This is a genomic window from Emcibacter sp. (assembly GCF_048269205.1).
Classification (GTDB): Bacteria; Pseudomonadota; Alphaproteobacteria; order Sphingomonadales; family Emcibacteraceae; genus Emcibacter.
Map to the genome: position 1 here is coordinate 191,244 of NZ_JBLXJC010000002.1, position 22,209 is coordinate 213,452.

General features: G+C 53.5%; 24 protein-coding genes and 1 tRNA gene. 11 read left to right on the forward strand and 14 right to left on the reverse strand.

What is annotated here, in order from left to right:
* Positions 1–89 precede the first annotated feature (89 nt).
* From ACN0YD_RS09640 to ACN0YD_RS09655, 4 genes are all read left to right on the forward strand, one after another.
* Positions 90–899, forward strand: a complete 810-nt coding sequence (locus tag ACN0YD_RS09640; RefSeq protein WP_417319217.1) for an undecaprenyl-diphosphate phosphatase — start codon at positions 90–92, stop codon at positions 897–899.
* A gap of 75 nt (positions 900–974) precedes the next feature.
* Positions 975–1,847 (forward strand): S1/P1 nuclease, encoded by an 873-nt coding sequence (locus tag ACN0YD_RS09645; RefSeq protein ID WP_417319219.1) that lies wholly within the window; start codon positions 975–977, stop codon positions 1,845–1,847.
* A 74-nt stretch (positions 1,848–1,921) separates the two neighbouring features.
* Positions 1,922–3,064: a dipeptidase gene (locus ACN0YD_RS09650; protein ID WP_417319221.1), complete on the forward strand. Its 1,143-nt coding sequence runs from the start codon at positions 1,922–1,924 to the stop codon at positions 3,062–3,064.
* On the forward strand, positions 3,061–4,356 hold the full coding sequence (locus tag ACN0YD_RS09655) for an amidohydrolase family protein (RefSeq protein WP_417319223.1): 1,296 nt from the start codon (positions 3,061–3,063) through the stop codon (positions 4,354–4,356). The genes ACN0YD_RS09650 and ACN0YD_RS09655 overlap by 4 nt, the downstream gene beginning before the upstream one ends.
* A gap of 54 nt (positions 4,357–4,410) precedes the next feature.
* On the opposite strand, the gene ACN0YD_RS09660 is transcribed toward ACN0YD_RS09655, so the two are convergent.
* A complete protein-coding gene (locus ACN0YD_RS09660) occupies positions 4,411–5,253 on the reverse strand; it encodes a class III extradiol dioxygenase family protein (RefSeq protein WP_417319224.1) in 843 nt (280 codons plus the stop codon).
* Positions 5,254–5,255: 2 nt separating this feature from the next.
* On the reverse strand, positions 5,256–5,603 hold the full coding sequence (locus ACN0YD_RS09665; protein WP_417319226.1) for a protocatechuate 4,5-dioxygenase subunit alpha: 348 nt from the start codon (positions 5,601–5,603) through the stop codon (positions 5,256–5,258).
* 298 nt (positions 5,604–5,901) lie between these two features.
* Here ACN0YD_RS09665 and ACN0YD_RS09670 point away from each other — a divergent pair, with 298 nt between their 5' ends.
* On the forward strand, positions 5,902–7,035 hold the full coding sequence (locus ACN0YD_RS09670) for a cobalamin-independent methionine synthase II family protein (RefSeq protein ID WP_417319228.1): 1,134 nt from the start codon (positions 5,902–5,904) through the stop codon (positions 7,033–7,035).
* Between the two features lie 134 nt (positions 7,036–7,169).
* Here ACN0YD_RS09670 and ACN0YD_RS09675 read toward each other — a convergent pair whose 3' ends face one another.
* From ACN0YD_RS09675 to ACN0YD_RS09690, 4 genes are all read right to left on the reverse strand, one after another.
* Positions 7,170–8,231 (reverse strand): DUF4238 domain-containing protein, encoded by a 1,062-nt coding sequence (locus tag ACN0YD_RS09675; RefSeq protein ID WP_417319230.1) that lies wholly within the window; start codon positions 8,229–8,231, stop codon positions 7,170–7,172.
* A gap of 59 nt (positions 8,232–8,290) precedes the next feature.
* Complete coding sequence (locus ACN0YD_RS09680; RefSeq protein WP_417319231.1) at positions 8,291–9,586, reverse strand: hypothetical protein; 1,296 nt, start codon at positions 9,584–9,586, stop codon at positions 8,291–8,293.
* Positions 9,587–10,019: 433 nt separating this feature from the next.
* On the reverse strand, positions 10,020–10,493 hold the full coding sequence (locus ACN0YD_RS09685; RefSeq protein WP_417319232.1) for a hypothetical protein: 474 nt from the start codon (positions 10,491–10,493) through the stop codon (positions 10,020–10,022).
* Between the two features lie 174 nt (positions 10,494–10,667).
* A tRNA-Val gene (locus ACN0YD_RS09690) sits at positions 10,668–10,742 on the reverse strand.
* A 195-nt stretch (positions 10,743–10,937) separates the two neighbouring features.
* On the opposite strand from ACN0YD_RS09690, the gene ACN0YD_RS09695 reads away from it, so the two are divergent.
* The 3 genes from ACN0YD_RS09695 to ACN0YD_RS09705 all read left to right on the forward strand — a co-directional run bounded on the left by ACN0YD_RS09695 (position 10,938) and on the right by ACN0YD_RS09705 (position 12,841).
* Positions 10,938–11,528 (forward strand): hypothetical protein, encoded by a 591-nt coding sequence (locus ACN0YD_RS09695; protein ID WP_417319234.1) that lies wholly within the window; start codon positions 10,938–10,940, stop codon positions 11,526–11,528.
* Between the two features lie 96 nt (positions 11,529–11,624).
* The gene (locus ACN0YD_RS09700; RefSeq protein ID WP_417319236.1) at positions 11,625–12,221 is read left to right on the forward strand and encodes a DUF4136 domain-containing protein; all 597 of its coding nucleotides are present in this window, start codon (positions 11,625–11,627) and stop codon (positions 12,219–12,221) included.
* Positions 12,222–12,379: 158 nt separating this feature from the next.
* Positions 12,380–12,841, forward strand: a complete 462-nt coding sequence (locus tag ACN0YD_RS09705) for a glyoxalase superfamily protein (RefSeq protein ID WP_417319238.1) — start codon at positions 12,380–12,382, stop codon at positions 12,839–12,841.
* A gap of 57 nt (positions 12,842–12,898) precedes the next feature.
* Here the strand turns inward: ACN0YD_RS09705 and ACN0YD_RS09710 are convergent, their stop codons facing one another.
* From ACN0YD_RS09710 to ACN0YD_RS09720, 3 genes are all read right to left on the reverse strand, one after another.
* A complete protein-coding gene (locus ACN0YD_RS09710; RefSeq protein WP_417319240.1) occupies positions 12,899–13,099 on the reverse strand; it encodes a helix-turn-helix transcriptional regulator in 201 nt (66 codons plus the stop codon).
* Positions 13,096–13,548 carry a hypothetical protein gene (locus ACN0YD_RS09715; RefSeq protein ID WP_417319242.1) on the reverse strand — a complete coding sequence of 151 codons (453 nt, stop codon included), beginning with the start codon at positions 13,546–13,548 and terminating at the stop codon, positions 13,096–13,098. Before ACN0YD_RS09715 ends, ACN0YD_RS09710 begins: the two co-directional genes overlap by 4 nt.
* 140 nt (positions 13,549–13,688) lie before the next feature.
* The gene (locus ACN0YD_RS09720; RefSeq protein WP_417319243.1) at positions 13,689–15,281 is read right to left on the reverse strand and encodes a peptide chain release factor 3; all 1,593 of its coding nucleotides are present in this window, start codon (positions 15,279–15,281) and stop codon (positions 13,689–13,691) included.
* A gap of 150 nt (positions 15,282–15,431) precedes the next feature.
* Between ACN0YD_RS09720 and ACN0YD_RS09725 the strand changes: the two genes are divergently transcribed.
* Entirely contained in the window at positions 15,432–16,403 is a 972-nt protein-coding gene (locus ACN0YD_RS09725; protein WP_417319245.1) for an endonuclease/exonuclease/phosphatase family protein, read from the forward strand.
* Positions 16,404–16,488: 85 nt separating this feature from the next.
* On the opposite strand, the gene ACN0YD_RS09730 is transcribed toward ACN0YD_RS09725, so the two are convergent.
* Complete coding sequence (locus ACN0YD_RS09730; RefSeq protein ID WP_417319247.1) at positions 16,489–17,256, reverse strand: class I SAM-dependent methyltransferase; 768 nt, start codon at positions 17,254–17,256, stop codon at positions 16,489–16,491.
* 99 nt (positions 17,257–17,355) lie between these two features.
* The gene (locus tag ACN0YD_RS09735) at positions 17,356–17,715 is read right to left on the reverse strand and encodes a hypothetical protein (protein ID WP_417319249.1); all 360 of its coding nucleotides are present in this window, start codon (positions 17,713–17,715) and stop codon (positions 17,356–17,358) included.
* A gap of 312 nt (positions 17,716–18,027) precedes the next feature.
* On the opposite strand from ACN0YD_RS09735, the gene ACN0YD_RS09740 reads away from it, so the two are divergent.
* A complete protein-coding gene (locus tag ACN0YD_RS09740; RefSeq protein ID WP_417319251.1) occupies positions 18,028–18,663 on the forward strand; it encodes a glutathione S-transferase family protein in 636 nt (211 codons plus the stop codon).
* Between the two features lie 21 nt (positions 18,664–18,684).
* On the opposite strand, the gene ACN0YD_RS09745 is transcribed toward ACN0YD_RS09740, so the two are convergent.
* The 3 genes from ACN0YD_RS09745 to ACN0YD_RS09755 are packed head-to-tail and all read right to left on the reverse strand — an operon-like array spanning position 18,685 to position 21,024.
* Positions 18,685–19,218, reverse strand: a complete 534-nt coding sequence (locus ACN0YD_RS09745; RefSeq protein WP_417319253.1) for a hypothetical protein — start codon at positions 19,216–19,218, stop codon at positions 18,685–18,687.
* 36 nt (positions 19,219–19,254) lie between these two features.
* Entirely contained in the window at positions 19,255–19,752 is a 498-nt protein-coding gene (locus ACN0YD_RS09750; protein ID WP_417319254.1) for a hypothetical protein, read from the reverse strand.
* A 45-nt stretch (positions 19,753–19,797) separates the two neighbouring features.
* Complete coding sequence (locus ACN0YD_RS09755; RefSeq protein ID WP_417319256.1) at positions 19,798–21,024, reverse strand: polyhydroxyalkanoate depolymerase; 1,227 nt, start codon at positions 21,022–21,024, stop codon at positions 19,798–19,800.
* A gap of 220 nt (positions 21,025–21,244) precedes the next feature.
* Here ACN0YD_RS09755 and ACN0YD_RS09760 point away from each other — a divergent pair, with 220 nt between their 5' ends.
* Positions 21,245–22,051: a 3-hydroxybutyrate dehydrogenase gene (locus ACN0YD_RS09760; protein WP_417319258.1), complete on the forward strand. Its 807-nt coding sequence runs from the start codon at positions 21,245–21,247 to the stop codon at positions 22,049–22,051.
* Positions 22,052–22,209: the final 158 nt, after the last annotated feature.

Here is a 22,209-nt window from a genome sequence, read left to right on the forward strand (position 1 = left end):
CCCCCTGCTCCCGACCTAAAGTTGGGCCGTTCGGCGGCAAGGCAACGGGTGCCTGTTCCAGCCCGTAACAACGAAACAGGGGAAAACAGTTGTCACTTCTTCAGATCGTCGTCCTTGCCATTGTCCAGGGTATAACCGAATTCCTGCCCATCAGTTCCTCCGGTCACCTGATCCTTGTCCCGCAACTGACAGACTGGCCCGACCAGGGGCTGATGATGGATGTGGGGGTTCATGTGGGTACACTCGCCGCTGTAATGATCTATTTCCGCAAGGATGTGGGGGCCCTGTTTCATGCCTTCTGGCAGATGCTTACCTTAAGTAAGAGCCACAGGCCCCATGAGCGGAAGCTGTTCCTGGCTCTGATCCTGGCCACCATTCCGGTTGTGGTTTTCGGCGGCCTGGTGTCCATTTTCGATCTCAACGACCTGTGGCGTACAGTCGAAGTCATTGGCTGGACCAGCATCATTTTCGGTATCCTGCTTTATGTACTGGACATGCGCTCACCGGTCACAAAAACCATACTTGAGCTGAGATACGGCCATGCCCTGATCATGGGCCTGGCCCAGGTGCTGGCCCTGATCCCGGGCACCAGCCGCTCCGGCATCACCATGACCGCCGCCCGCGGCCTCGGCTTCAGCCGCACCGAAGCCGCACGTTTCTCCATGCTGATGTCTATTCCGACCATTCTCGCCGCAGGAACCCTGCAAGGCCTGAAACTGGTGGAAAGCGGCGACTTTGTTCTGGGGCAGGATATATTGCTTGGCGCCGCGCTATCGTTTATTGCCGCCCTGCTGGCCATCGCCGGACTGATGAAATGGCTGGAAAAGGCCAGCATGACCCCTTTTGTCATTTACCGGGTGCTGCTGGGCATCGGCTTGCTTGTTTGGGCCTATAGCTGACCCGCAGGAAATCAAAAACTGTCACCGGCGTTTCATATTTAGCGGTACAATATCCCGAACAAGAAAGGGGATATAATGCGTATTCTGTTGACGGTAGTTTTCTGGATCCTGTTGATAACGCCGGCACATGCCTGGCGGGAAGATGGTCATCGCCTGGTCTGTCGGCTGGCATATGACCTGCTTGACGACACGGCCAAAGGCGAAGTCGACAGGATGGTTGACGAACTGCCGGTCAATCACAAGCTCTCCCTCAATCTTTATGAACAGAAACCGGCCGGCAGCAGCATCACTTTCGCCAACAGCTGCAACTGGCCCGACGCGGTTAAAAACTGGCCGGAATATGCCCGGCTCCGCTCCTGGCACTATGTCAATGTGGCGCGGAACGAAAAAACGGTCAGCATGAAGAACTGCCCCGACAGCGGTTGTCTCCTGTCCGCCATCGATCATCATACGAAAATCCTGAAAACCTCCACAGACTCCTGGGAACGGCTTCAGGCCCTGATGTTCCTCGCCCACTGGATCGGCGATTTGCACCAGCCCCTGCATGCGGGCTTTGCTGACGACCGGGGCGGCAATGACGTCATGGTCTACGGTTATGGCTATGACTGCCAGAACATGCATATGGTCTGGGACCATTGCCTGATCACCTATATCAATTATGACGAGGACCGCGAGTACCGGAAGCTGAAAGAAAACCTGCCCCGGGACAAGTTCCCCGAATGGCTCAAGGGAGACAGGCTTGACTGGATCAACGAGACCATCTCCATCGCCCAGTCACCGGAAACACTCTATTGCCTTGGCAACGGTGAAACCTGTGACAAACCGGAACAGCCCGTCGAGATCAGTGCCGAATATCACAAAAGGTCACAGCAGATCGCCAACCTGCGCATGCAGATGGCCGCAGTCCGCCTCGCCCATATGCTGAACGGCCTTCTGGGCGGCAAATAACCTCTCTTTCCCCTCCGGCGACAGCTGTGTTATCCTCTGGGAAAACAAAGGCATAAAATCAGGGGATACCGAGTATGAAAGATTTTACCCGCCGCTCCTTCGGCTCACTTCTGGCAGGAGGGATATTGGCGTCCGGCCTGCCCAATTTCGCCAGTGCCGAAACATCTTCTGCAACGCCACCGCTGATTATTGACGCCCTGGGCGGCATAGACGACGCGAACCGCTATATGTCGGATGACCCCTTTGCCTCCCGCAGCCTGACCCTGTCCGCGCGCGGTATTGAGGATGCGCTCAGTTCCGGGCTCAATGCCGTCAATGTGACCCTGGGGTATGTGGCCGGGGACAAGGACCCGTTTGAACACACCATCCGGGACATTGCCCAGTGGGACGCCGCCATCCGCCAGCACAGCGATAAGCTTCTGAAGGTCTTCACCGCCTCCGATATCGAGTTAGCCCGGAAAAGCGGGCGCATCGGTATCATCTTCGGGTTCCAGAATGCCGCCCAGGTCGGGGATAATCCGGACCGGGTTGATATTTTTGGCGATCTCGGCGTCAAAATCATCCAGCTCACCTATAACAACAAAAACCAGATCGGCTGTGGTGCAGTGGTACAAACTGATACAGGCCTTAGTGACTTCGGACGGGAGGTGATCGCCCGGCTCAACGAGAAGCAAATCCTGGTGGATGTCAGCCACGGCGGCCCCAAAACCATCACCGATGCCATCAAACACTCCAAAACCCCCATCACCATCAGCCACACCGGCTGCCGGGCGCTGGCGGATCTGCCCCGCAATGTGGATGACAAGACGCTCAGGATGCTGGCCGACCGCGGCGGCGTCGCCGGGATTTATTTCATGCCCTTCCTGAACAAGGGCCCCCAACCCTATGCGGAAGCAGTGGTTCGCCATATCGAACATGCGGTTAATGTGGCCGGCGAGGACCATGTGGGCATCGGCACCGACAATTCGGTTACCGGCATTGACGACATGCCCGCCTTCAAGGCAAAAATCCGCAAAGAGGTCGCGGAACGGGCAAAGCTTGGCGTCTCCGCCCCGGGCGAAAGCGGCGACATCGTACCCCTGATTCCCGACCTGCAGGGCCCGGACAAATACCGCAAGCTGATCCGGCTTCTGGAGCAGCGCGGCCATTCGACAGGCCGCATCGAGAAAATCATGGGCGGGAACTTTTACCGCCTGATGAAGGAAGTATGGGTATGAAAACCCTGCTGTTACTGATTAACCTCCTTATCCTTCCGTTTCCGGTACTGGGCGCTGATCTTCTGCTGAAGAACGCGACCCTCATTGACGGCACCGGCACCTCTGCCAAAAGCATCGAAAACTTGCTGATCAGGGACGGTCGCATCGTCGGAGTTGATGTCAAGGAACCCGGACAAGATATTGAAATCATTGATCTTAAAGACGCATGGATCATCCCCGGCCTCATTGACGCCCATGTCCATCTTTCCGGGTTCGAGGGCGACCGGCGGGAAATGCCCGGCAAGCTCGAACGGGCGCTCCGGGGCGGCATCACCGGCCTGCGCGATATGGCCGGCGACACACGGGTGCTGAAGGATACGGTCAGTGACCTGCATCTTGGCCTCTATCCCGGCCCGACGCTCACCTATGCGGGCCTGATGGGCGGCCCCACCATGTTTGATGACCCCCGGGTCTTGGAAGCTTCCATCGGCTATGCCCCCGGTGAAGCCCCGGGCCTGCGCGCCATCGACCAGGAAACCGATGCGGGCAAGGCCATGGCCGACCTGAAGACAACCGGCGCCAGTGCCGCCAAGCTCTATGGCAATCTGGACCGGGACACGGTTCTGCGCCTCGGCAAAGCGGCCCATAAGGCCGGGGTCAGGATCTGGGCCCATCCGGCCACCTTCCCGGCCCGCCCGATGGACCTGATAGAGGCCGGGGCCGATGTGCTGTCCCACAGCGCCTATTTCATCTGGCAGGCGGTGCCCGACATGCCGACCGACTATAACGCCCGCAGACATGGCCCTTACGGCGACTATTCCCCCGATGACAATCGCTATCAGCAGGTGATCGAGCGGATGGCGGCCGGGAATGTACTGCTGGATGCGACGCTGACCATTCATTACGATCATGCCGTGGAAGCAAACGAGCCTCTGGAAGGTGTGACCGATAACGCCTTCACCTGGGCCACGGCCTTCACCCGCCGCGCCCACAAGGCAGGTGTGAAAATTGTCGCCGGCACCGACGCCCTGTTCCCGTCGGAAAAACAGGATCCGGAAGGGGACGACCTGCCCAACCTGCATCGGGAGCTGGAAATTCTGGTGAACTATGCGGGCCTGACGCCGATGGAGGCCCTTGTCGCCGGCACCCGTAACAGCGCCGAGGCCGCGGGGCTCTTGCAAGACCACGGCACAATTGAGCCGGGCAAGGTCGCCGACCTGGTGGTGCTCAATACGGACCCGGTCAGGGACATCACCGCCACCCGGGACATCCGCATGGTGATCAGGGCGGGGAAAATCATCCCCCAGAAATAAAAGCGGCGCCGGGATCAGACCCGGCACCGCCTTTTGCTTCATATAGGGGATTTTTTAATCCAGATTTTCCAGCAGCAGCAGGCCCGCCGCCGTGTTGGAAATAGGGATGGTATATTTCTGATGCAGCAGGTTAACCTTGTCGCTCAAGGCTCCGCGCATCATCAGCCACAACACCAGCTCCACGCCCTGTGATCCGGCCAGACGCACCAGGTCCGGAATGGAATAGCTGAGCAGCGCTTCCGGATCGTCGACAATCTTTTTCATGCACATTTCATCGAATTCCTGATTGAGGAAACCGGCCCGTTCGCCCTCCAGCTGATGTGAGAGCCCACCGGTGCCGATGATCACCACTTTTGTGTCCTCATCATAAGAGCGGATCGCCCGGCCAAGTGCCTTGCCCATGTCGTAACAGCGTTTCGGGCTCGGCACCGGATGCTGCACCGTGTTGACGCAAACCGGGATCGTACGCACTTCCGGGGTCCAGCGTTCCGGCCACATCAATTGCATGGGCACGGTAAAACCGTGGTCCACCTTCATTTCCTGACAGGTGGTGAGGTCGAACTCATCATTCATCAGGCTCTCAATAATGTGCCAGGACAGTTTCGGATCACCCGGGAACGGCGGGATTTCCGGGATGCCCCAGCCCTCGTCCGCATTGCGGTATTCCTCTGCCGCGCCGATGGCAAAGGTCGGCATGGCATCGAGGAAGAAATTGAGCCCGTGGTCGTTATAAATCACCACCGCCACATCGGGCTTGACCTCGTCCAGCCAGTCCCGCACCGGCGGATAGCTGTCGAAAAAAGCCTTCCAGTAATGGCTTTCGAAATCCTTCTCGGCAATGGCCTTGCCGATCGCCGGGATGTGGGATGTGGTAATGCCGCCAACGATTTTCGCCATGATCAGTCCTTTCCGAATTCGCCGAGGATTTTGTCAAATTCCTCGCGGGAGACGCCGCGCTGCTGAGCGCCGATATCCTGCATGTTGAGGCCGAAGATGCCGGCAAATTTCGCCAGGTAATAGGCATTGCCGCCCGCCTCCAGCAGGTCCAGCACCTGGCGGCTTTTGATGGCCGCTTTCTGCTGCTCATTCAGGCCGTATTTGTCGCAATAGGCCTCCTCATCGGCGAGGAACTCCTCGCGGTTTTTCTTCTCGTTAAAGGAAAAACACATCTTGTTGAGGGCCAGGCCTTTCATGGCCTCCCGCCCGTCAAACAGGGTCGTGCCCGGGATCGGGTCATAGTCTACCATCTTCGCGCTCCCATTCGGTTTGCTGACTTATGAGAGCAAGTTTAGTGGGTACGGCCCCGGCGGTAATTGACATAGATCAGTAAAATGGGTCAAATTGCATGCAATTTATGGATATTTTGGACATTTAATAGTATTTTTCCATCATATTGCGTGCAATTATCCCTTTTTCCCGTCGCAGGAAAACATCATCACTCCCGTCCCAAATACTTGGCATGGCTAACCATCTCTGATATGACATATAGCCTTCAGGGAAGCATTCATCCGGGCGCATAGAGCCCGCGCAAGGGAGACCACCACCATGACCCATATTCGCACTTCACATGTCGGCAGCCTGCCTCGCGGCGAAGAGCTCACCCCTCTTCTGATCGCCCGGGACAGCGGCAAACCCTATGACGCGAAGGAATTCGACGAGAAGGTTTCCGCCGCCGTCGATCATGTGGTCCAGAAGCAGGTGGAATGCGGCGTTGATGTCATCAGCGACGGCGAAATGGGCAAGATCGGCTACTCCACCTATATGATCGAGCGCCTGTCCGGCTTTGGCGGCCATGTGGACCGCAAACCGGCTGCCGACCTCGCCGAACATCCGGGCCTCGCGAAAAAGCTCTCCGCCATCATGGGCAGCCAGGAATTTGTGCGCGCTTCCTGCGTCGGCAAGGTGGAGCTGGTGACGCTCGATCCGCTGTGGGAGGATATCCGCCGCTTCAAGGCCTCTTTGGACAAGCACGGCAAGCCGGGAACCGAGGCCTTCATGAATGCCGCCTCCCCGGGCCTGATCACCGCCTTCCAGGTCAACCAGTTCTATCCCAGTCACGAAGCTTACCTTGCCGACCTGGCCGACGCCATGCGCGAAGAATATGAAACCATCGTCAACGAGGGATTTTACCTGCAGCTCGACTGCCCGGATCTGGCCATGTCGCGCCATACCGGCTATCAGGACATGACCGACGAGGAGTTCCTCAAGGTCGCCGCGGCCAATGTGGAGGCGCTCAATGCCGCCACCGCCAATATCCCGCCGGAGAAAATCCGCATGCATGTGTGCTGGGGCAACTATGAGGGCCCGCACGACCATGACATCGCGCTTGAGAAAATGATCAACATTATCCTGGGGGCCCGCCCGGCGACCATCCTGTTCGAGGCCGCCAACCCGCGCCACGAGCATGAATGGAAGGTCTGGGCCGACGCCAAGATCCCCGAGGAGAAGATCCTCGCCCCCGGCACCATCGACACCTGCTCCAACTATGTGGAGCATCCGGAGCTGATCGCCCAGAGGATCGAACGCTTCGCCGGCATTGTCGGGCCCGAGCGGGTCATCGCCTCCACCGACTGCGGCTTTGGCACCTTCGCCGGTTACGGCAAGATCGACCCGGACGTGACCTGGAAAAAACTCCGCGCACTGAGGCAGGGGGCCGATATCGCGGGGACACGGGTTTAAGGCTTAGCCTGCCCCGTCATTCCCGTGCCAAAAAAAGAAAGAACGGGAATCCCGTTCTTAATAAACAGACGCCATCCTTCGGGGTGGCGTTTTTTGTTTGAGCGCTTTTTTATCAGATACCGAACAAGAAATACTTATTTCGAATTGTCAAATGCCCCTTCGACGATCTGATTTATTTGGCTTTGAGGTATAGTCCTTATTTTCGACATCAATTTCTGAAACTTTTTATTTTGCTCAGAAGCGACAAAAAAATCATAACTACATGCAGCAAAATTTGCATTTAATTGCTCAACGTTAACTTCGATTTTTTTTCTGCCACCGATTAAAAGGCAATCCTTAGAAAGGGGTAATAATATTTTCTCAATTTTTTGCCCTGCAAACATCAATGGGATATATCCAGTATCAGAGGAATAAGAAACAGACACACAATCAGGTAATATTAAGCCCTGTGAAAGCCCTGATATAGTTTGCCATCTTAATGATTTTAAAAAGTTTACTCGTTGCTCTGGAATTAGCGTTTTCCCAAGGGCATTGGTATGACCTCGGTATGCAGTTTCTTTAGATTTTTCTGTCAGTTTTTGAAATACATTTTGAAAAAACACAGCGTTTTGATCAAAACTTGTCTTGAAGTTAAATTTGGAAAATTCAAATGCATAATTCAAAAAACTGTCTTTGTTACTAAAGCCCCTTAGAGTGAGTAAAAATTTGTTTTCCTCATAAAATTCAAGCAATATTTTTTCCAATGCACCTTTAGGAGCTTCTTCATTCAATCCAAGGAATTGTTTAGTTTGATCGAAATCCGATAAAACCATAGAACTCTTGTCCACCAATTGCTCAAATGCGGAGGTGAGAGTTTCTCGCGTGTGTTTTTGTCTAAAAACAAGATGTGTTACAACTTCTGCAGCATCATTTGATGAAATGTCTTCACCAAGTTTTCTTGTAAGAAGACTTTTAATTTTTGATGCAAGTTCACTCTCGTATCTCGTTATTTTATCATCTAGTGTTCCATCACTTGTATTTCTTTCTGCTGGCCTAGAATAAAAAAACCTTTCCGCGGCGATCCTCTCAGTTGAAGTCGTAAAACACCCTCGTTCAAGTGAATAGACAACCACTTGAACCTTTTTCTTGCGCGCATTCTCAATACCAAAATTTCTAAGTAGCACTTGAGGAATATAATGCTGTTTTTTGCCTGCCATTTCGCCGCACCCAACAGTTTTTGTGCCCTGCAAATAGTAAATTAATACTACGGCCTAACTCAGGAAGCTAATCTATATGCCCTGATGGAATTAAGCTTTTCGTCAATAGAAAAGGTGTACTCATCTGTTTTGTGAATAAACTCTTCTATTAAATCGAGGTCATCATTAGAAAAAGACCCGTGCTCATATCTGAGAAGACCATTTATCATGCCTAACAAATCACCATAACCATGCCTCTGAAACTTCTCAAAAGAACCTTCGTCTGTCTTTTTGAAAAGGATTATGTCCCAAAGAGATCGCTGTTTTGACAACCCACTTTCTACTGCTTTTAATCCTTCTTCAAGGCGACCAACCCTAAACAAGACATAAAGAATAAGATAACTAACGCAGTAATATTCTTTTTCTCGACTTAGCCTTGAAGTTAAAGATTCTAAAAATATCTTTTTGTCGTTTTTACTCTGAAGTGTTTCAAAATATTGAACAAGGGTATCGCCGTTTTCACAAGATATGTGACTATTTTGAGGGTCGCGCACGATTTCCTGACGTTCGCCAGAACGGCTACTGGTCCAACTATCTTGGTAAATGCTTTTTATTTTTCGCCCTATGTATTCTGCATAAATGCTACCTAGTTGTCCCGACTCTCGACCATATTTTTTATATCGACTTATTTCATCTTTAAGGATGCCAACGACATGTTTTTCAATATTATGGCTCAAAGTATAAACAGCCTCTTGGGCTAGTGCCTTTACTTTTGAAGTCTTTTTCCTGTCAGATCTAAAAAATGTTTGGCGCAGAATCCGTTTTTGTCCATTTTGGTCTACAAAAACAACATCTAGCTTTAAATCTTTTCCCTCCTTTTGTATTGGTGGAACTATCCAAAAATCAGCATGCAGTTCAGTAGTTGAGTTTGGTGGAATAGGAAATTTTCCAAAGCAAGGACTACTAGTATCCTTTAAGAGAACTTGCCCCTGTATCCATGGACTCTTAATGTAACAATTGAAAATACTCATTGGCTGATCAGTGATATTGGTTGCATACCAATAACTCGCCAATTGCATAGCTGGTTTAGCATCTCCGGTACGCCCCATATGCCACCAATTTTGCCGTTGATGGGGAAGTATTATTGGACGGTACAAATAGCTTTTTATCCAAGGAAACAGGGTGGCAAGTTTTCCATCTTTTTTGAATATCGCAGAACCATATCGTCTTAATAATCTCTCTGTAACAAGTAGAACTATCCCTCCAAGAAACAATACTGGTTCATAGTTACCACCTGGATCATTCCACCACTTGATGCCAAAAAATACACTACCCACTAAAACGACAAATTCGACAAAATAAATTAATCGGACCATTGTCGACTGTAGCCCATATAATTTAGTTTGTTAGGTAAATAAGAAAAAAAAGCTTTCATTAATAAACCACCTCAAGTCGCTTGAATTACCCAAATATCATGCACACCTGAGATTGTATCACAAAGCACACTATTATTGTGACTGGTTTTTAGAGAACGAATGAGAAAGAAAATAGTGGGCGGTACCAGGTTCGACCTAGTGACCCCTGCGATGTCAACCTAGTGCTCCACCCCTGAGCCAACAGTCCGTTTTGGGCCGGGATATTCCTTCCTCCTCCCGTCCCGTCATTCCCGCCGGCGCGGGAATGATGTGAAAAGACAGGCTGGCCCCTCGATTTCGCGGGGTGACGACGGCATATTCAGGGCACCTGAAGCTAATCGCCTCGTGCAGCTTCCCCTTCTACTACTGGAAACTCATATGCGGCAAACTCCGGCTATTGCCGGGCGCCGTCATAGGGACTGACCTTTTTGCTATAAACCCCGACAAACACACGGGTATTCATGCTTGGCATGTTAAAGATATAGCTGGGTTCGTTAACACCGGGATACAACGGCCAGCGCAGGGTGATATAACTGATGTTGCCGTCATATCCGGCATCCTTAGCCAGTTGCACTGCCGCCGCCAGGTCCAGCTTGATGGGCAGCGGAATAACCACATCTTCCAGCCAGGGGGCATCATAGTGCCGCGGCGGCATCTGGAAATTACCCATATAGTTGGTCAGAATGGCCGTCGTGTTGCTGGCATGGGAACCTGCCGGCGGAATATTAAATACAAAACGCCACGGGCTGCCGACAAGCTCGATATTCAGATCGGCTTCATAAAATTCCGCCCCGGGATAATATTTCGCCACAATGCTGTTGGCTTCGTTCAGCATGTCCAGGAACTGGGCATAGGTCTCTTCTGTCATGAAATGTCTCCTGTTTGGATTGAGGTGAAACGCAATGGTCAAAACACGCTGCAAAACAGGGAACTGGGCCTCCCCACCGGGGAGAACAGATAAGCAGAATACTACGAGAAAACTTTCATTAGAAAGCTCTATTATAAATTGAATGCCGGTATCTTCAATCTTTTTTGGAGAAAATGGTGGGCGGTACTAGGTTCGAACTAGTGACCCCTACGATGTCAACGTAGTGCTCTACCACTGAGCTAACCGCCCCCGAAAGGGATGCGCCGTAAGGCGTGAAAGCGATTTATACTGATTTCGCGCGCCAACGCAAGCCCAAAGATGAAGCTTTTTTATCCCCGTAAATGTTCCGGCCTCAACCCCCGCCGCAATTCGGCCACTGTGCCGGTTCATGGTAGAGCAAGGAAAAATCTGCTAAGCTTGGAGATCAACCAAGGGGACCTGACCATGAAGCACGCTGTTCGAATAATTTTCCTGATTATCGGTATTTCCAGCCTCGCCGCCTGTTCCGGTGGCTATAAAAGCGACGTGAGCCGTTTTCATAACCTGCCGCGCCCGGCGGGCGAAAGCATCGAGGTGATGGCCGCCAAGGCCGAGCGCCAGTCCTCGCTGGAATTCGGGCAATATGCGGAAATGATCGGCAACCGGCTCGGCACCATCGGCTACACCCCGCCGGTCAATGGCCAGTCCACACCCCTGATCGCCTATCTGGATTACGGCATGCAGCCGGTCGCCGGGGTGACCTATGAAGAAGGCTCCTCCGCCTCCATCGGCATGGGCACCGGTGGCCGCCATTCAAGTTTCGGGCTCGGCTTTTCTTTCCCGATCGGCGAAAGCAAGCCGCGCCAGGATTATGTCTACATCCTGTCGCTCGACATTGTCCGCCGGGGCGACGGGGCGAAGCTTTATGAAGGCAAGAGCACCATTCGCGCCACCGGCAAGGCCATGAACGAAATGATGCCGCTGCTGATCGACGCCCTGTTTGCCGACTTCCCGGGCCAGAGCGGCACCGCGACCCGGGTCAAGGTGGGGAACTAGGGTGCCGGGAACGGCACCTCCGGCGGGCTCATTCACAATCGGTTCAGGCTGTCCCGTCTAGACTCCGGTCATAGTATTCGTACAAGGATTAACTGCATGCCCCTGCCCTCCGCGCGTTTCCTGCTTCTGCTCGCCCCCTTTTTTCTGCTGGCCTGCAGCGGCGCCACCGTCAGCCCCCATGTCAGCCGGTTTCACCAGCTGCCGCCGCCACAGGCGGAAACCATCAACATCCGGCCCCGCGATCCGCAACTGGCGGATAGCCTGGAATTCAGCATCTATGCGGACATGATCGGTCAAAATCTGACGGAAGCCGGATATCTGCCCCCGGCCACCGATAGAAGCGACCTTGTGGCCTATGTTTTCTACGCGGTCAATCACCTGAGCCGGATTGAAGAGGAAAGAAAGCCGGTCAGCGGCCATGTCACGGTCGGCGGCGGCAGTCGCGGCACCTTTACCAATGTGGGTGTTAATATCAATCTCGGTGACAGGCATAAGACGGAAACAGACAGCGTGTTCCGGTTGCGCCTCGAGATCGAGAGAGTGAGCGACGGCACAAGGCTATATGAAGGCACCGCGTCGCTGAGGAAGAAAAACACCACCATAAACGAGGTTATGCCGTATCTGGTCCAGGCCCTGTTTAAGGAGTTTCCCGGCGAAAGCGGCAAAACCGGCAAGGTCAAAGTGGCGAAGTAGTTCCCCGATTTCCGTTGACAAGTCCTATCGCGGCTGGCTATAGAGGCCCCCTCAAGGTTCAGGATACCTGCCGCTCACGCCCCTCGGGTATGGTGAAATCCTGATTTTCCGTCAAGGTTCCATTTTTTACGGACCCTGCAGCAAAGTGAGCCCTGTAGATGAGTGTCCATAAAAGAATGGAGACCATGATGAATATCCCCTCAACGGACGCGCTCAAGCAGCAGGCGTCCCGTCTTCGCGACCATCTGGCCGGGAAAAATATCGACATCAGTCACGCCGAAGCGCTGGAAGCCCTTGCCAAGCAATATGGCTGCAGGAACTGGAATGTTCTCGCCGCCATGGCCAAACGGGAAAAGCCGAAGGACTGGCCGGCCATCGGCGACCGGGTCGAGGGCAGCTACCTCGGCAATGTCTTCTCGGGCCAGGTGATCAAGCAGAATATGTGTGATCATCCGAACGCCCGTACCCTTGTGCTGCGCTTTGACGAAGCAGTGGATGTGGTGAAATCGAAACATTTTTCCAGCTTCCGCCAGCAGGTCAGCCTGACCCTGAACAAGGACGGCCGCAGCATCGACCACAAGGGCCGACCGGACAATATCGCCGAGCTTTACGGCTCCTAGACATACAAAAAGGGGCGGCCCGAAGGCCACCCCTTCCCAGGGACCATGCCTGCATGATCAGGCAGGGCTGTGTGGATCGAAAATTTCTTCTATGCGAAGCCCGAAGGTCTCGGCAATTTTAAAGGCCAGCGGCAGGGCTGGATCATATTTGCCGGTCTCTATGGCATTGACGGTCTGGCGCGATACGCCGAGCTTTTCCGCCAGCGCCGCCTGCGACCATTCCCGCTCCGCCCGGAGCACACGGAGGCGGTTTTTCATTTATACCTCCAGGCGCTGTAGATCTGGCCGAAGGCCCAGCCCACCATCATGATCGCCCCGGCATAATTCAGGCTCAGGCCCGGTGCCCCGGCATATTCCAGCACCTGGTAGCCGAGGATAAATATAATCCCGATACCAAAACCGATGGCCAGCCCCTCCAACTGGATTTTCTTCATCAGCTCATCCGCCATGCGCAGGAACCGCAGATAGAAGCGTAGGGCCACAAAGCCCATCAGGGTCGGCAGGGCAGCCACAAACCAGATAGCGGGCCCCTGCAACGGCTCATAGTAATTCAACAACCAGGTCGCTGCCACATAGCTCGCCCCCCAGACCAATACCCAGGCAGTAAAAATCAACTGGTTGCGCCGGTCCTGCGCCGTGCCGGAACAGCCCATGAGAATACGCCAGATGCCCTCGCCCCGCTGGTCCTGTTCATCTTCCTTGATCATGTCAATCTCCTTTGTCTATATGACAAGTTTCCTTTACATTTACATGTGTAAAGCTTCCTTTACTTATTGTCAAGCTATATTGATCACAAATGTCAGCTAAAAAAAATCCCCCGGGGTTTCCGGGGGACTTGGGAGAAGCCTTAAGCCGTCTGTTCCTTGGTCTTGAGGAAGCGGATATCGGGATTATCCTCTTTCGCCTTATCCAGGCGCCAGGCGTTGCGGGCAAGGAACACCGGCGAGCCGTTGTGGTCCTCTGCCATGTTGGCCCGGTTGTCGTCGATGAATTTCTTGAGCTTGTGCCTGTCGTCACATTCCACCCACACCGCCGTATAAAGCGAGGTGGTTTCAAAGCGGCAGGGCACGTCATATTCGGTACGAATGCGGTCGGCCATCACCTCGAACTGCAGCATGCCGACAACGCCCACATACCATTCGGCACCGATGGTCGGCTTGAACACCCGGGCGGCGCCCTCTTCCGCAAGCTGCTGCAGGGCCTTGGCCAGGTGCTTTGCCTTCATGGGATCTTCCGGCCGCACGGTCTGGATATGTTCCGGGGCAAAGCTGGGGATACCGGTAAAGCTTAAGGGATCGCCTTCGGTCAGCCCGTCGCCGATACGCAGGTTGCCGTGGTTGGGAATACCGATGATATCCCCGGGCCAGGCTTCCTCGGCCAGTTCCCGGTCCTGGGCCAGGAACAGCACCGGATTATGCAGATTGACGATCTTGCCGGTGCGGGAATGTTTCAGCTTCATGCCGCGCTTGAATTTGCCGCTGACCATGCGGAAAAAGGCAATGCGGTCCCGGTGCTTGGGGTCCATGTTGGCCTGGATCTTGAAGACAAACCCGGAAACCCTGGGATCAAGCGGATCAATGCCGCCCTTTTCCGTGGTGTTATAGACGCCCGGCCGGGGCGCCCGTTCACCGATGCCTTCAAGAAGCTCCCGCACGCCAAAGTTATTGATGGCGGAGCCGAAATAGACCGGCGTCAGGGTGCCGTCACGATAGGCCTGCTCGTCAAAGGGCGGGCACAGTTCGCGCACCATTTCAATATCATCGCGCAGCTTTTCCAGCTGATAGTCGGGGATATAGTCGGCCAGCCTGGGATCGTTGATGCCTTCGCAGACAATGCCCTCGTCCGGCTTGTCGCCCTTGTTCTTTTCGATCAGGATCAGCTTGTCATTGATCAGGTCGTAACAGCCCTTGAAATCCCGGCCCATGCCGATGGGCCAGGTGGCGGGCGTCACATCCAGGGCCAGTTCCTGCTCAATCAGGTCGAGAAGCTCGAACGGATCCAGGCTTTCCCGGTCCAGTTTATTGATAAAGGTGGTCACCGGCATGTCGCGCAAACGGCAGACCTCGAACAGCTTCCTCGTCTGGCCCTCGATACCCTTGGCGCCGTCCAGCACCATAATGGCGCTGTCCACGGCGGTCAGCACCCGGTAGGTGTCTTCGGAGAAGTCTTCATGGCCCGGCGTATCCAGCAGATTGAACATATGCCCTGAATATTCAAAAGACATGACGGAGGAGGCCACGGAGATGCCCCGCTCCTGCTCCACCTTCATCCAGTCAGAGCGCGCCCGCCTGCGGTCGCCACGCGCTTTCACCTCGCCCGCCATCTGGATCGCACCCCCGAACAGGAGGAGCTTCTCCGTCAGCGTCGTCTTACCCGCGTCAGGGTGGGAGATGATGGCGAAGGTGCGCCGCCGGTTTACTTCAGTCTCAAGAGTTGTCATGGGTCGTTACTGTTCCGTCTGTATACGGGGCGGAATTTAGGGATTTGCCCCCGATAAGTACAGAAGAAAATACTTTTGCCCGGAAACATGCTATACTTCCGCCTTCAGTGATCGCGTGCACATATCAGAATTGATAGCCGGGGGGTTACAATGCCGTTTGATCAGTTACCAGCCGAAGTTGAAGAAGGCCTGGACGAGCTTTCCGCTTATCTGGGGCAGCATATTCCACCCAAAAAGATGGAACAGAACCTGCTGATTGCCACCTGGAACATCCGGGCATTCAGTTCGCTGACCCGCAAATGGTTTGCCGGGGACAATGACAGCCCCAAACGCGACTATTGGGGGGTCAGCATCATCACCGAAATCGTCTCCCGCTTTGATGTCATCGCCATCCAGGAAATCAAGGGCGACCTCAGGGCGCTCCGCACCATGATGAAAGCGCTTGGGCCGGACTGGGGCTTTCTTATGACAGACATCACGCTCGGCGATGCAGGCAACAGCGAACGGCTCGGCTTCGTCTATGATACCCGCCGGGTCACACCCTCGGGCCTTGCCGCCGAACTGGTGGTGCCGGAAGACTGGCGGGAGCAGGAAAACATCGGCGAAAATGCGCTTGAGCGCCAGTTCGCCCGCACCCCCTATGCGGTCAGCTTCCGGGCCGGGACCGAAACCTTCATCCTGGTCACCCTGCATGTAGATTACGGCGACAATGCCGATGACAGGGTGCCGGAACTGCAGGGAATCGCCAAATGGATGAAGGACTGGGCCAACCGGTCCAACCGCTGGCATCACAATCTGATTGTGCTGGGCGATTTCAACATCGACCGGGCTGGTGACAAATTATGGCAGGCTTTCACCTCCACCGGCCTCAAGGTGCCGGATGAACTGATGAATGTGCCGAAATCCATCTTTGCCGATCCCGACGAACCGCAGAACGACAAATTCTATGACCAGGTGGCCTGGTTCACCACCGGCAAGAAACAAAAGCTGCATATGACATATAAAACCGGCGGCTATGTGGATTTCGTGCCCTTGAGCTATCAGGGCAAGGACTTAAGCAAAACCGCCAAATCCTGGCGGGTGTCGGACCATTACCCGCTGTGGACGGAGTTCGAGATTTAGTCGGGCTTTAGGTGCTCTGAAAATGCTCGGAGCAGGACCCGCCTTGGCTAGTCCTGCTCCGTCCCCTCCCGTTTGTCAGTGATAGTCACTTGACAAAGCGGTATACAAATCTGTCGGTCCTGCCGCGTATTGCCTCTTCCCACATAGGTTTCAATCCGTCATCGTCAGGGTTCCTGAGGATATCAGTTTCCCCGTCGAATGTAAAACCCGCTGCCGTTATTTCCCGCTTGGCAATGGCCGGGTCGATCCGGTGCAGGGTTTCCCCGCTTGTGGATGGTGTGCCCGCCGGCGCCACATGATCCACCACCGCCAGCACACCGCCCGGCTTCAGGGCCTTTTTAAACTTGGCCAACAGCATCCTTGAATCGATGGCCGGCCAGTTTTCCGCCACATGGTAAAAATCATGAAAACTGAGGATCAGGAATACCGCGTCCAGGCTGTTGTCTTTCAGGTCCAAATCGGCGACTTCCACATTCAGGGGCACCACATTGCCCATGCGGCCCGGCACCGACAGTTTTTGCGCCAGCGCATCCTTGGTATAGGAAATATAGGCCGGATTATTCTGGGCGATCACCTTGCCGGTCGGTCCCACCACCCCGGACAGGATTTCCGTGTAATAGCCGCCGCCGGCAAACATATCCAGCACGGTCATGCCCGGCTTGATGCCAAAAAAGGCGACAATCTCTTCGGGCTTGCGGTTTTTATCCAGTTCCCGGTCGCTCTCGCTGCGCTGCGGGTTATCAAGGGCGCAGCGGATAACATCGCACTTGAGGTCCGCTGCATATGAAAATGCCGGCGACAGCAACGCCATCACCGACATGATAAGAATTCCGTATTTTATATGGCCAGTCATTGCTGTTTTCTCCCCTTTGCTTCAGTCAATCCATCTTTGACGATCCAGAGAGGAAAATCCACTATTCCGTGAATTTGGAAAGCAACAACGATCTGTCAATCAGTCCAGTTCAAACTGGGCCAGGGCGCTTTCTGCTTCCGCACTGCCGTTGCGCACGGCTTCGTTCAGCCACCATTTGGCCAGACGGCGGTTCTGCTCCACCCCTTCGCCAAGGGCATACATCAGACCGGTCACCAGCTGGGCATCCCGCAGGCCGTTCTGGGCCAGGGGAAGACAGACCGTATGAGCCATCTCGAATTCAGAATTGATAAAGGCCTCGAGACAACGCACCTCATCGGCGGGATTTGCCGCGCGGGCAATCTCCACCTGTACATCGCTGCGGGTAGCAGCAGTCAACGGCGCTGATACAAAAACACTGCACAACAATACTGAAACAGACAAAAGAAATTTCTTGGACATTCTCGTTCCCTATGAACCAATTATAATTTTAATTATTCGATTAACTATTTGTCTTGTAGCAAGTACCGGGCCAGAATCATATTATTTATATTTTCCAGTATCTTAGGACAGACCCTCGAAAAAGTCCCGGACAAATTATGGTTAATATTATGAAAAACTTTACAGTTCGGCAAGAGTTTGTCTCAAAATGGGACAACGCCCAAAAGTCAAGGTTTTCTGCGGCAGACAGGCTTTTATGATATAATCACGCCATTAGATACGCCACTGTAGTTCGGGCGGCAAATGCAACAGGTCATCAGCAGGAGCACCGTCATGAAACTCTATTACAACCCCCTGTCCACTTATTCCCAGAAGGTCCTAATTGCCTTTTATGAGAAAGGCTTAACTTTTGAACCCGTCGTTATTGACTTTAAAAACAAGGCTGTGCATCAGGCGTATCTGAAACTCTATCCACTTGGAAAAATCCCGCTGCTCATTACCGAGCAGAGCCGCTCCATTCCCGAGTCGAGTATAATCATCGAATATCTGGACATGAATTACATGACAGGCGCCACTCTCCTGCCCCGGGATATGGACATGGCCCGACAGGCCCGCCTCAAGGACCGGATGTATGATCTTTATCTCAACAACCCGACGGTGGAGCTGTTATTTGAAGGCCAGAAACCCAGGGACAAGCAAGACCCCTGCAAGATGACAAAGGCGCGTGAGACGCTGAATATCATGTATGAAAAACTGAACGAGGCCGTGAGCGATCATAGCTGGACCAACGGAGAGGAATTCAGCATCGCTGACTGCGCCGCCGCCCCGGCCCTGTTTTATGCCCAGCGGGTACACCCCTTTTCACGGTTTCCGGCTATCAAGGCCTATTTTTCCAGGCTCATGGGCCGGACCTCGCTGCAAAAGGTGCTGGGAGAAGCGGAACCCCTGGTGAAAAGCTTTCTGAAATAACGTTCAGTAAAAGGGCAAGGACTATTTGAGGCGCTCGTAGTTGATAACCCAGACATCTTTCCATTCATTGCCCAGATCCTCGCTTCTCTGCCACCGCCAGGTCAGGCTGTCCTTTTTGATGTCCGTAAACAGCATGCGTGAAATCACACCCGGTTTGTTCACAGACTGTTTTGTCTGAAAAACAAAATCACTTCCCAGCTCCTGGCCATAAAAGTCAAAAAATCCGCCCTGGTTGTCCATCCAGGTCTGGCGCCACTGTTTTTCCCGGCCGTCATAAATGGAAATGCTCATGCCCTTGAAGTGATGGCCGGACATGACACCGCCATCGAACTGTTCCTCAATCACACAACCGTTCATGGACCTGGTTATGACATTGGTTCCCTCACCGGCCTGGTCGCCATTGCCCCAGTTCACACGCCAGGTGCCGACCCAGAAATCGAGCCTGTGATATTCCTCGGATGCACAATAGACAGGTTTCTCTTCCGCCTTTGCAATTTGTGATACCAGGACAATAAAAACAGGAACCATAAATACAAACAATGATCTGATCTTCATAATCATCTCCCGTGTTTATGCTTCCTCCGCAGAAAGTTATTTGTAACGAACCACCCTAATGAATGACTTCCTGCCGGGGACGGTCATTTTGTAGGAACCGAGAGCTCCCTTTTTGATCTCCACGGTGAAGTCTTCATCCGGAAGATTAACACGCTGGTTGTCTTTCTGCATCCATATCTGGCCATTATCCAGATAAACAGCAAACTGCTTGCGAGGTGACCAGACCACCTTCGTCACCGTCGCGGTTATGGAGGAAAGCTCTTCCTTGCTGTCCGTGGCTTTTTTCTCGACTTTTTCAGCGCCGAAGTTCTGTTCAGCCCGAGGCACCACAGGCTCTACCGCTTTGTCCGGCACAGCCACGGCGGTGCTGGCGCGCCCCAAGGCGTCATAACAGGCAAGCCGGGCGCTATCACTTTCGATTGCGCGACATTTTTTAATCTGATTTTCCAGAGAAGACGCCTCTGCCTGCACCGGCAGGGCGCCCATGAACACAACAGCGACAAATGAGGCTGCCGCAACAGAGTATCTGATCATCCTTATCCCCTTGCATAAAACCACTTCCCCTTTTCGGGGATATACTTAATTGTGGTTATGCTTGAGGATAAACTCTTTTACCTTGGGTGCAATCATGTTTTTCCACTTGCGGCCATTGAAAATACCGTAATGGCCAACACTCTTTTGCTCATAATGCTTCTTCATGGTCTTGGGAAGACCGGTACAGATATCCTGGGCGGCCCTGGTCTGGCCGATACCGGAAATATCATCCAGCTCGCCTTCCACCGTCATCAGGGCCGTTTTGGTGATCGCGGCCGGGTCAACCGGCCGCCCGCGGGAGACCAGCTTTCCCCGCGGCAGGGAATGTTTCTTGAAAACCTCACGGATGGTCTGCAAATAGAACTCCGCCGGCAGATCCATCACCGCCAGATATTCCTCATAAAACAGCCGGGTTTTATCGGCGCTTTCATCATCACCTTCCACCAGATGATCAAACATCTTGCGATGGGCACCGATATGATCCTCAAGATTCATATTCATAAAGGCGGACAGCTGCAGAAAGCCGGGATAGACTTTGCGCATCACACCCACATTGGGCCAGGGCACGGTATGTATGGCATGGCGCTCGAACCAGTCCATGGAACGGCGATAGCTCAGCTCATTTACAACGGTCGGGCTTTTGCGAGTATCAATGGGGCCACCCATCAGGGTCATACTTGCCGGCACACAGGGGTTATTGTCGGCAGACATAAGGGCTACCGCAGCCAATACCGGTACCGACGGCTGGCATACAGCCAGCACATGGGTATTGGGACCAAGAAATTCCAGAAACTCGACCACATAATCGATATAGTCATCCAGGTCGAAGGCGCCTTCATAAAGGCCAATGTTACGGCTGTCCTGCCAGTCGGTGATATAGACGTCATGGTCCGGCAGCATGGCCTCCACAGTCCCCCTCAGCAGGGTGGCGTAATGGCCGGACAGCGGAGCGACAATCAGCAGCCGTGGAACATCATTCACATCCGTAGCCCGCTTGAAATGCTTAAGATGGCAAAATGTCTTGCGCATCACATCATGTTCGGTAACCTCGATGGGAATGCCGTTAATTTCGGTAGTATCCAGACCGAACTTGGGTTTGCCGTAACGCCGGGTCAGCAACTCCATGACGTCGCAGGCTGCAACGATCTGCTTGGCGCCCGGCATATAAGACATGGGGTTCATGGGGTTTTCAAGGCTCTGCTGCGTCAGATCAATCATGTATCTCGCAGGTGCGAACGCTGTGTGCTGAAACTCATACATATGATATAGCATTATCTAAGCCTATACCCTTTCCCTGTTATACCCAAACTACTTAAAACCCCAAATATGTCTTTTAATTCGGTTATTTGGATGTATTTTCACAAATTTTAATGCTAGCCTAGCATACATGTAAATATAGACCAAAGACTATTTGCAGTGCAGCATTTTTTGTGTCAATTTCTGCAAAACAACCCCTAGAGGGTCTCATTAACTGGTTAACGGGAGCTTAAAAATGGGCAGGATCATGCAACCTGATGTCCTGAAAGGAAAAAACGCTGTGATCACCGGGTCAACCAGCGGTATCGGCCTCGGAATGGCCCGGGCGCTGGCCGACTCAGGCGCCAATGTGATGATCAATGGACTCGGTGATGCCGGGGAGATTGAGGCCACACGTGCCGCCATTGAAACTGACTTTGGCGTCACAGCCCTGTATGACGGCGCAAATATGCTGGAAGGCGGGGAAATCACCGCCATGATAGAGCGGGCCGAAAAGGAACTGGGCAGTGTGGATATCCTGATCAACAATGCGGGTATCCAGTTTGTTTCCGCCATTGACGAATTCCCGGCCGATAAATGGGAAGCCATCATTTCCATCAATCTGGTTTCAAACTTTTATGCCATCAAGGCCGCCCTGCCCGGCATGAAGGCGCGCAATCAGGGGCGCATCATCAATCTGGCCAGTGCGCACGGGCTGGTCGCCTCTCCCTTCAAAACCGCCTATGTCGCGGCCAAACACGGGGTTCTGGGCCTGACCAAGTCTGTGGCGCTGGAAATTGCCGAAACCGCAATCACCTGCAACGCCATATGTCCCGGCTATGTGCGCACACCGCTGGTGGACGGGCAGATCAAGGACCAGGCAAAGGTTCACAATATGACCGAGGAACAGGCCATCCGGGATGTCATCCTGGCCGCCCAGCCCAATAAACGCTTTGTGGAAGTGGAAGAACTGGGCCAACTCGCCGTTTTCCTGTGCACAGATGCCGCCCAGAGCTTCAACGGCGCAAGTCTGCCCGTGGAAGGCGGCTGGACCGCCCGCTGACGGCGGCACTGCAGGAAGAAGTTGCAACCGGCAAAACAGAAGTGATATCCTTGATGACCGGCAGATCTTCATCAAGGGGTCATCATGAGCAGATTTCACAGAAATAAAAAGAAACCACCCCGCAACAGCGAGCAAAACACCATCTGGCTGCTGATTAT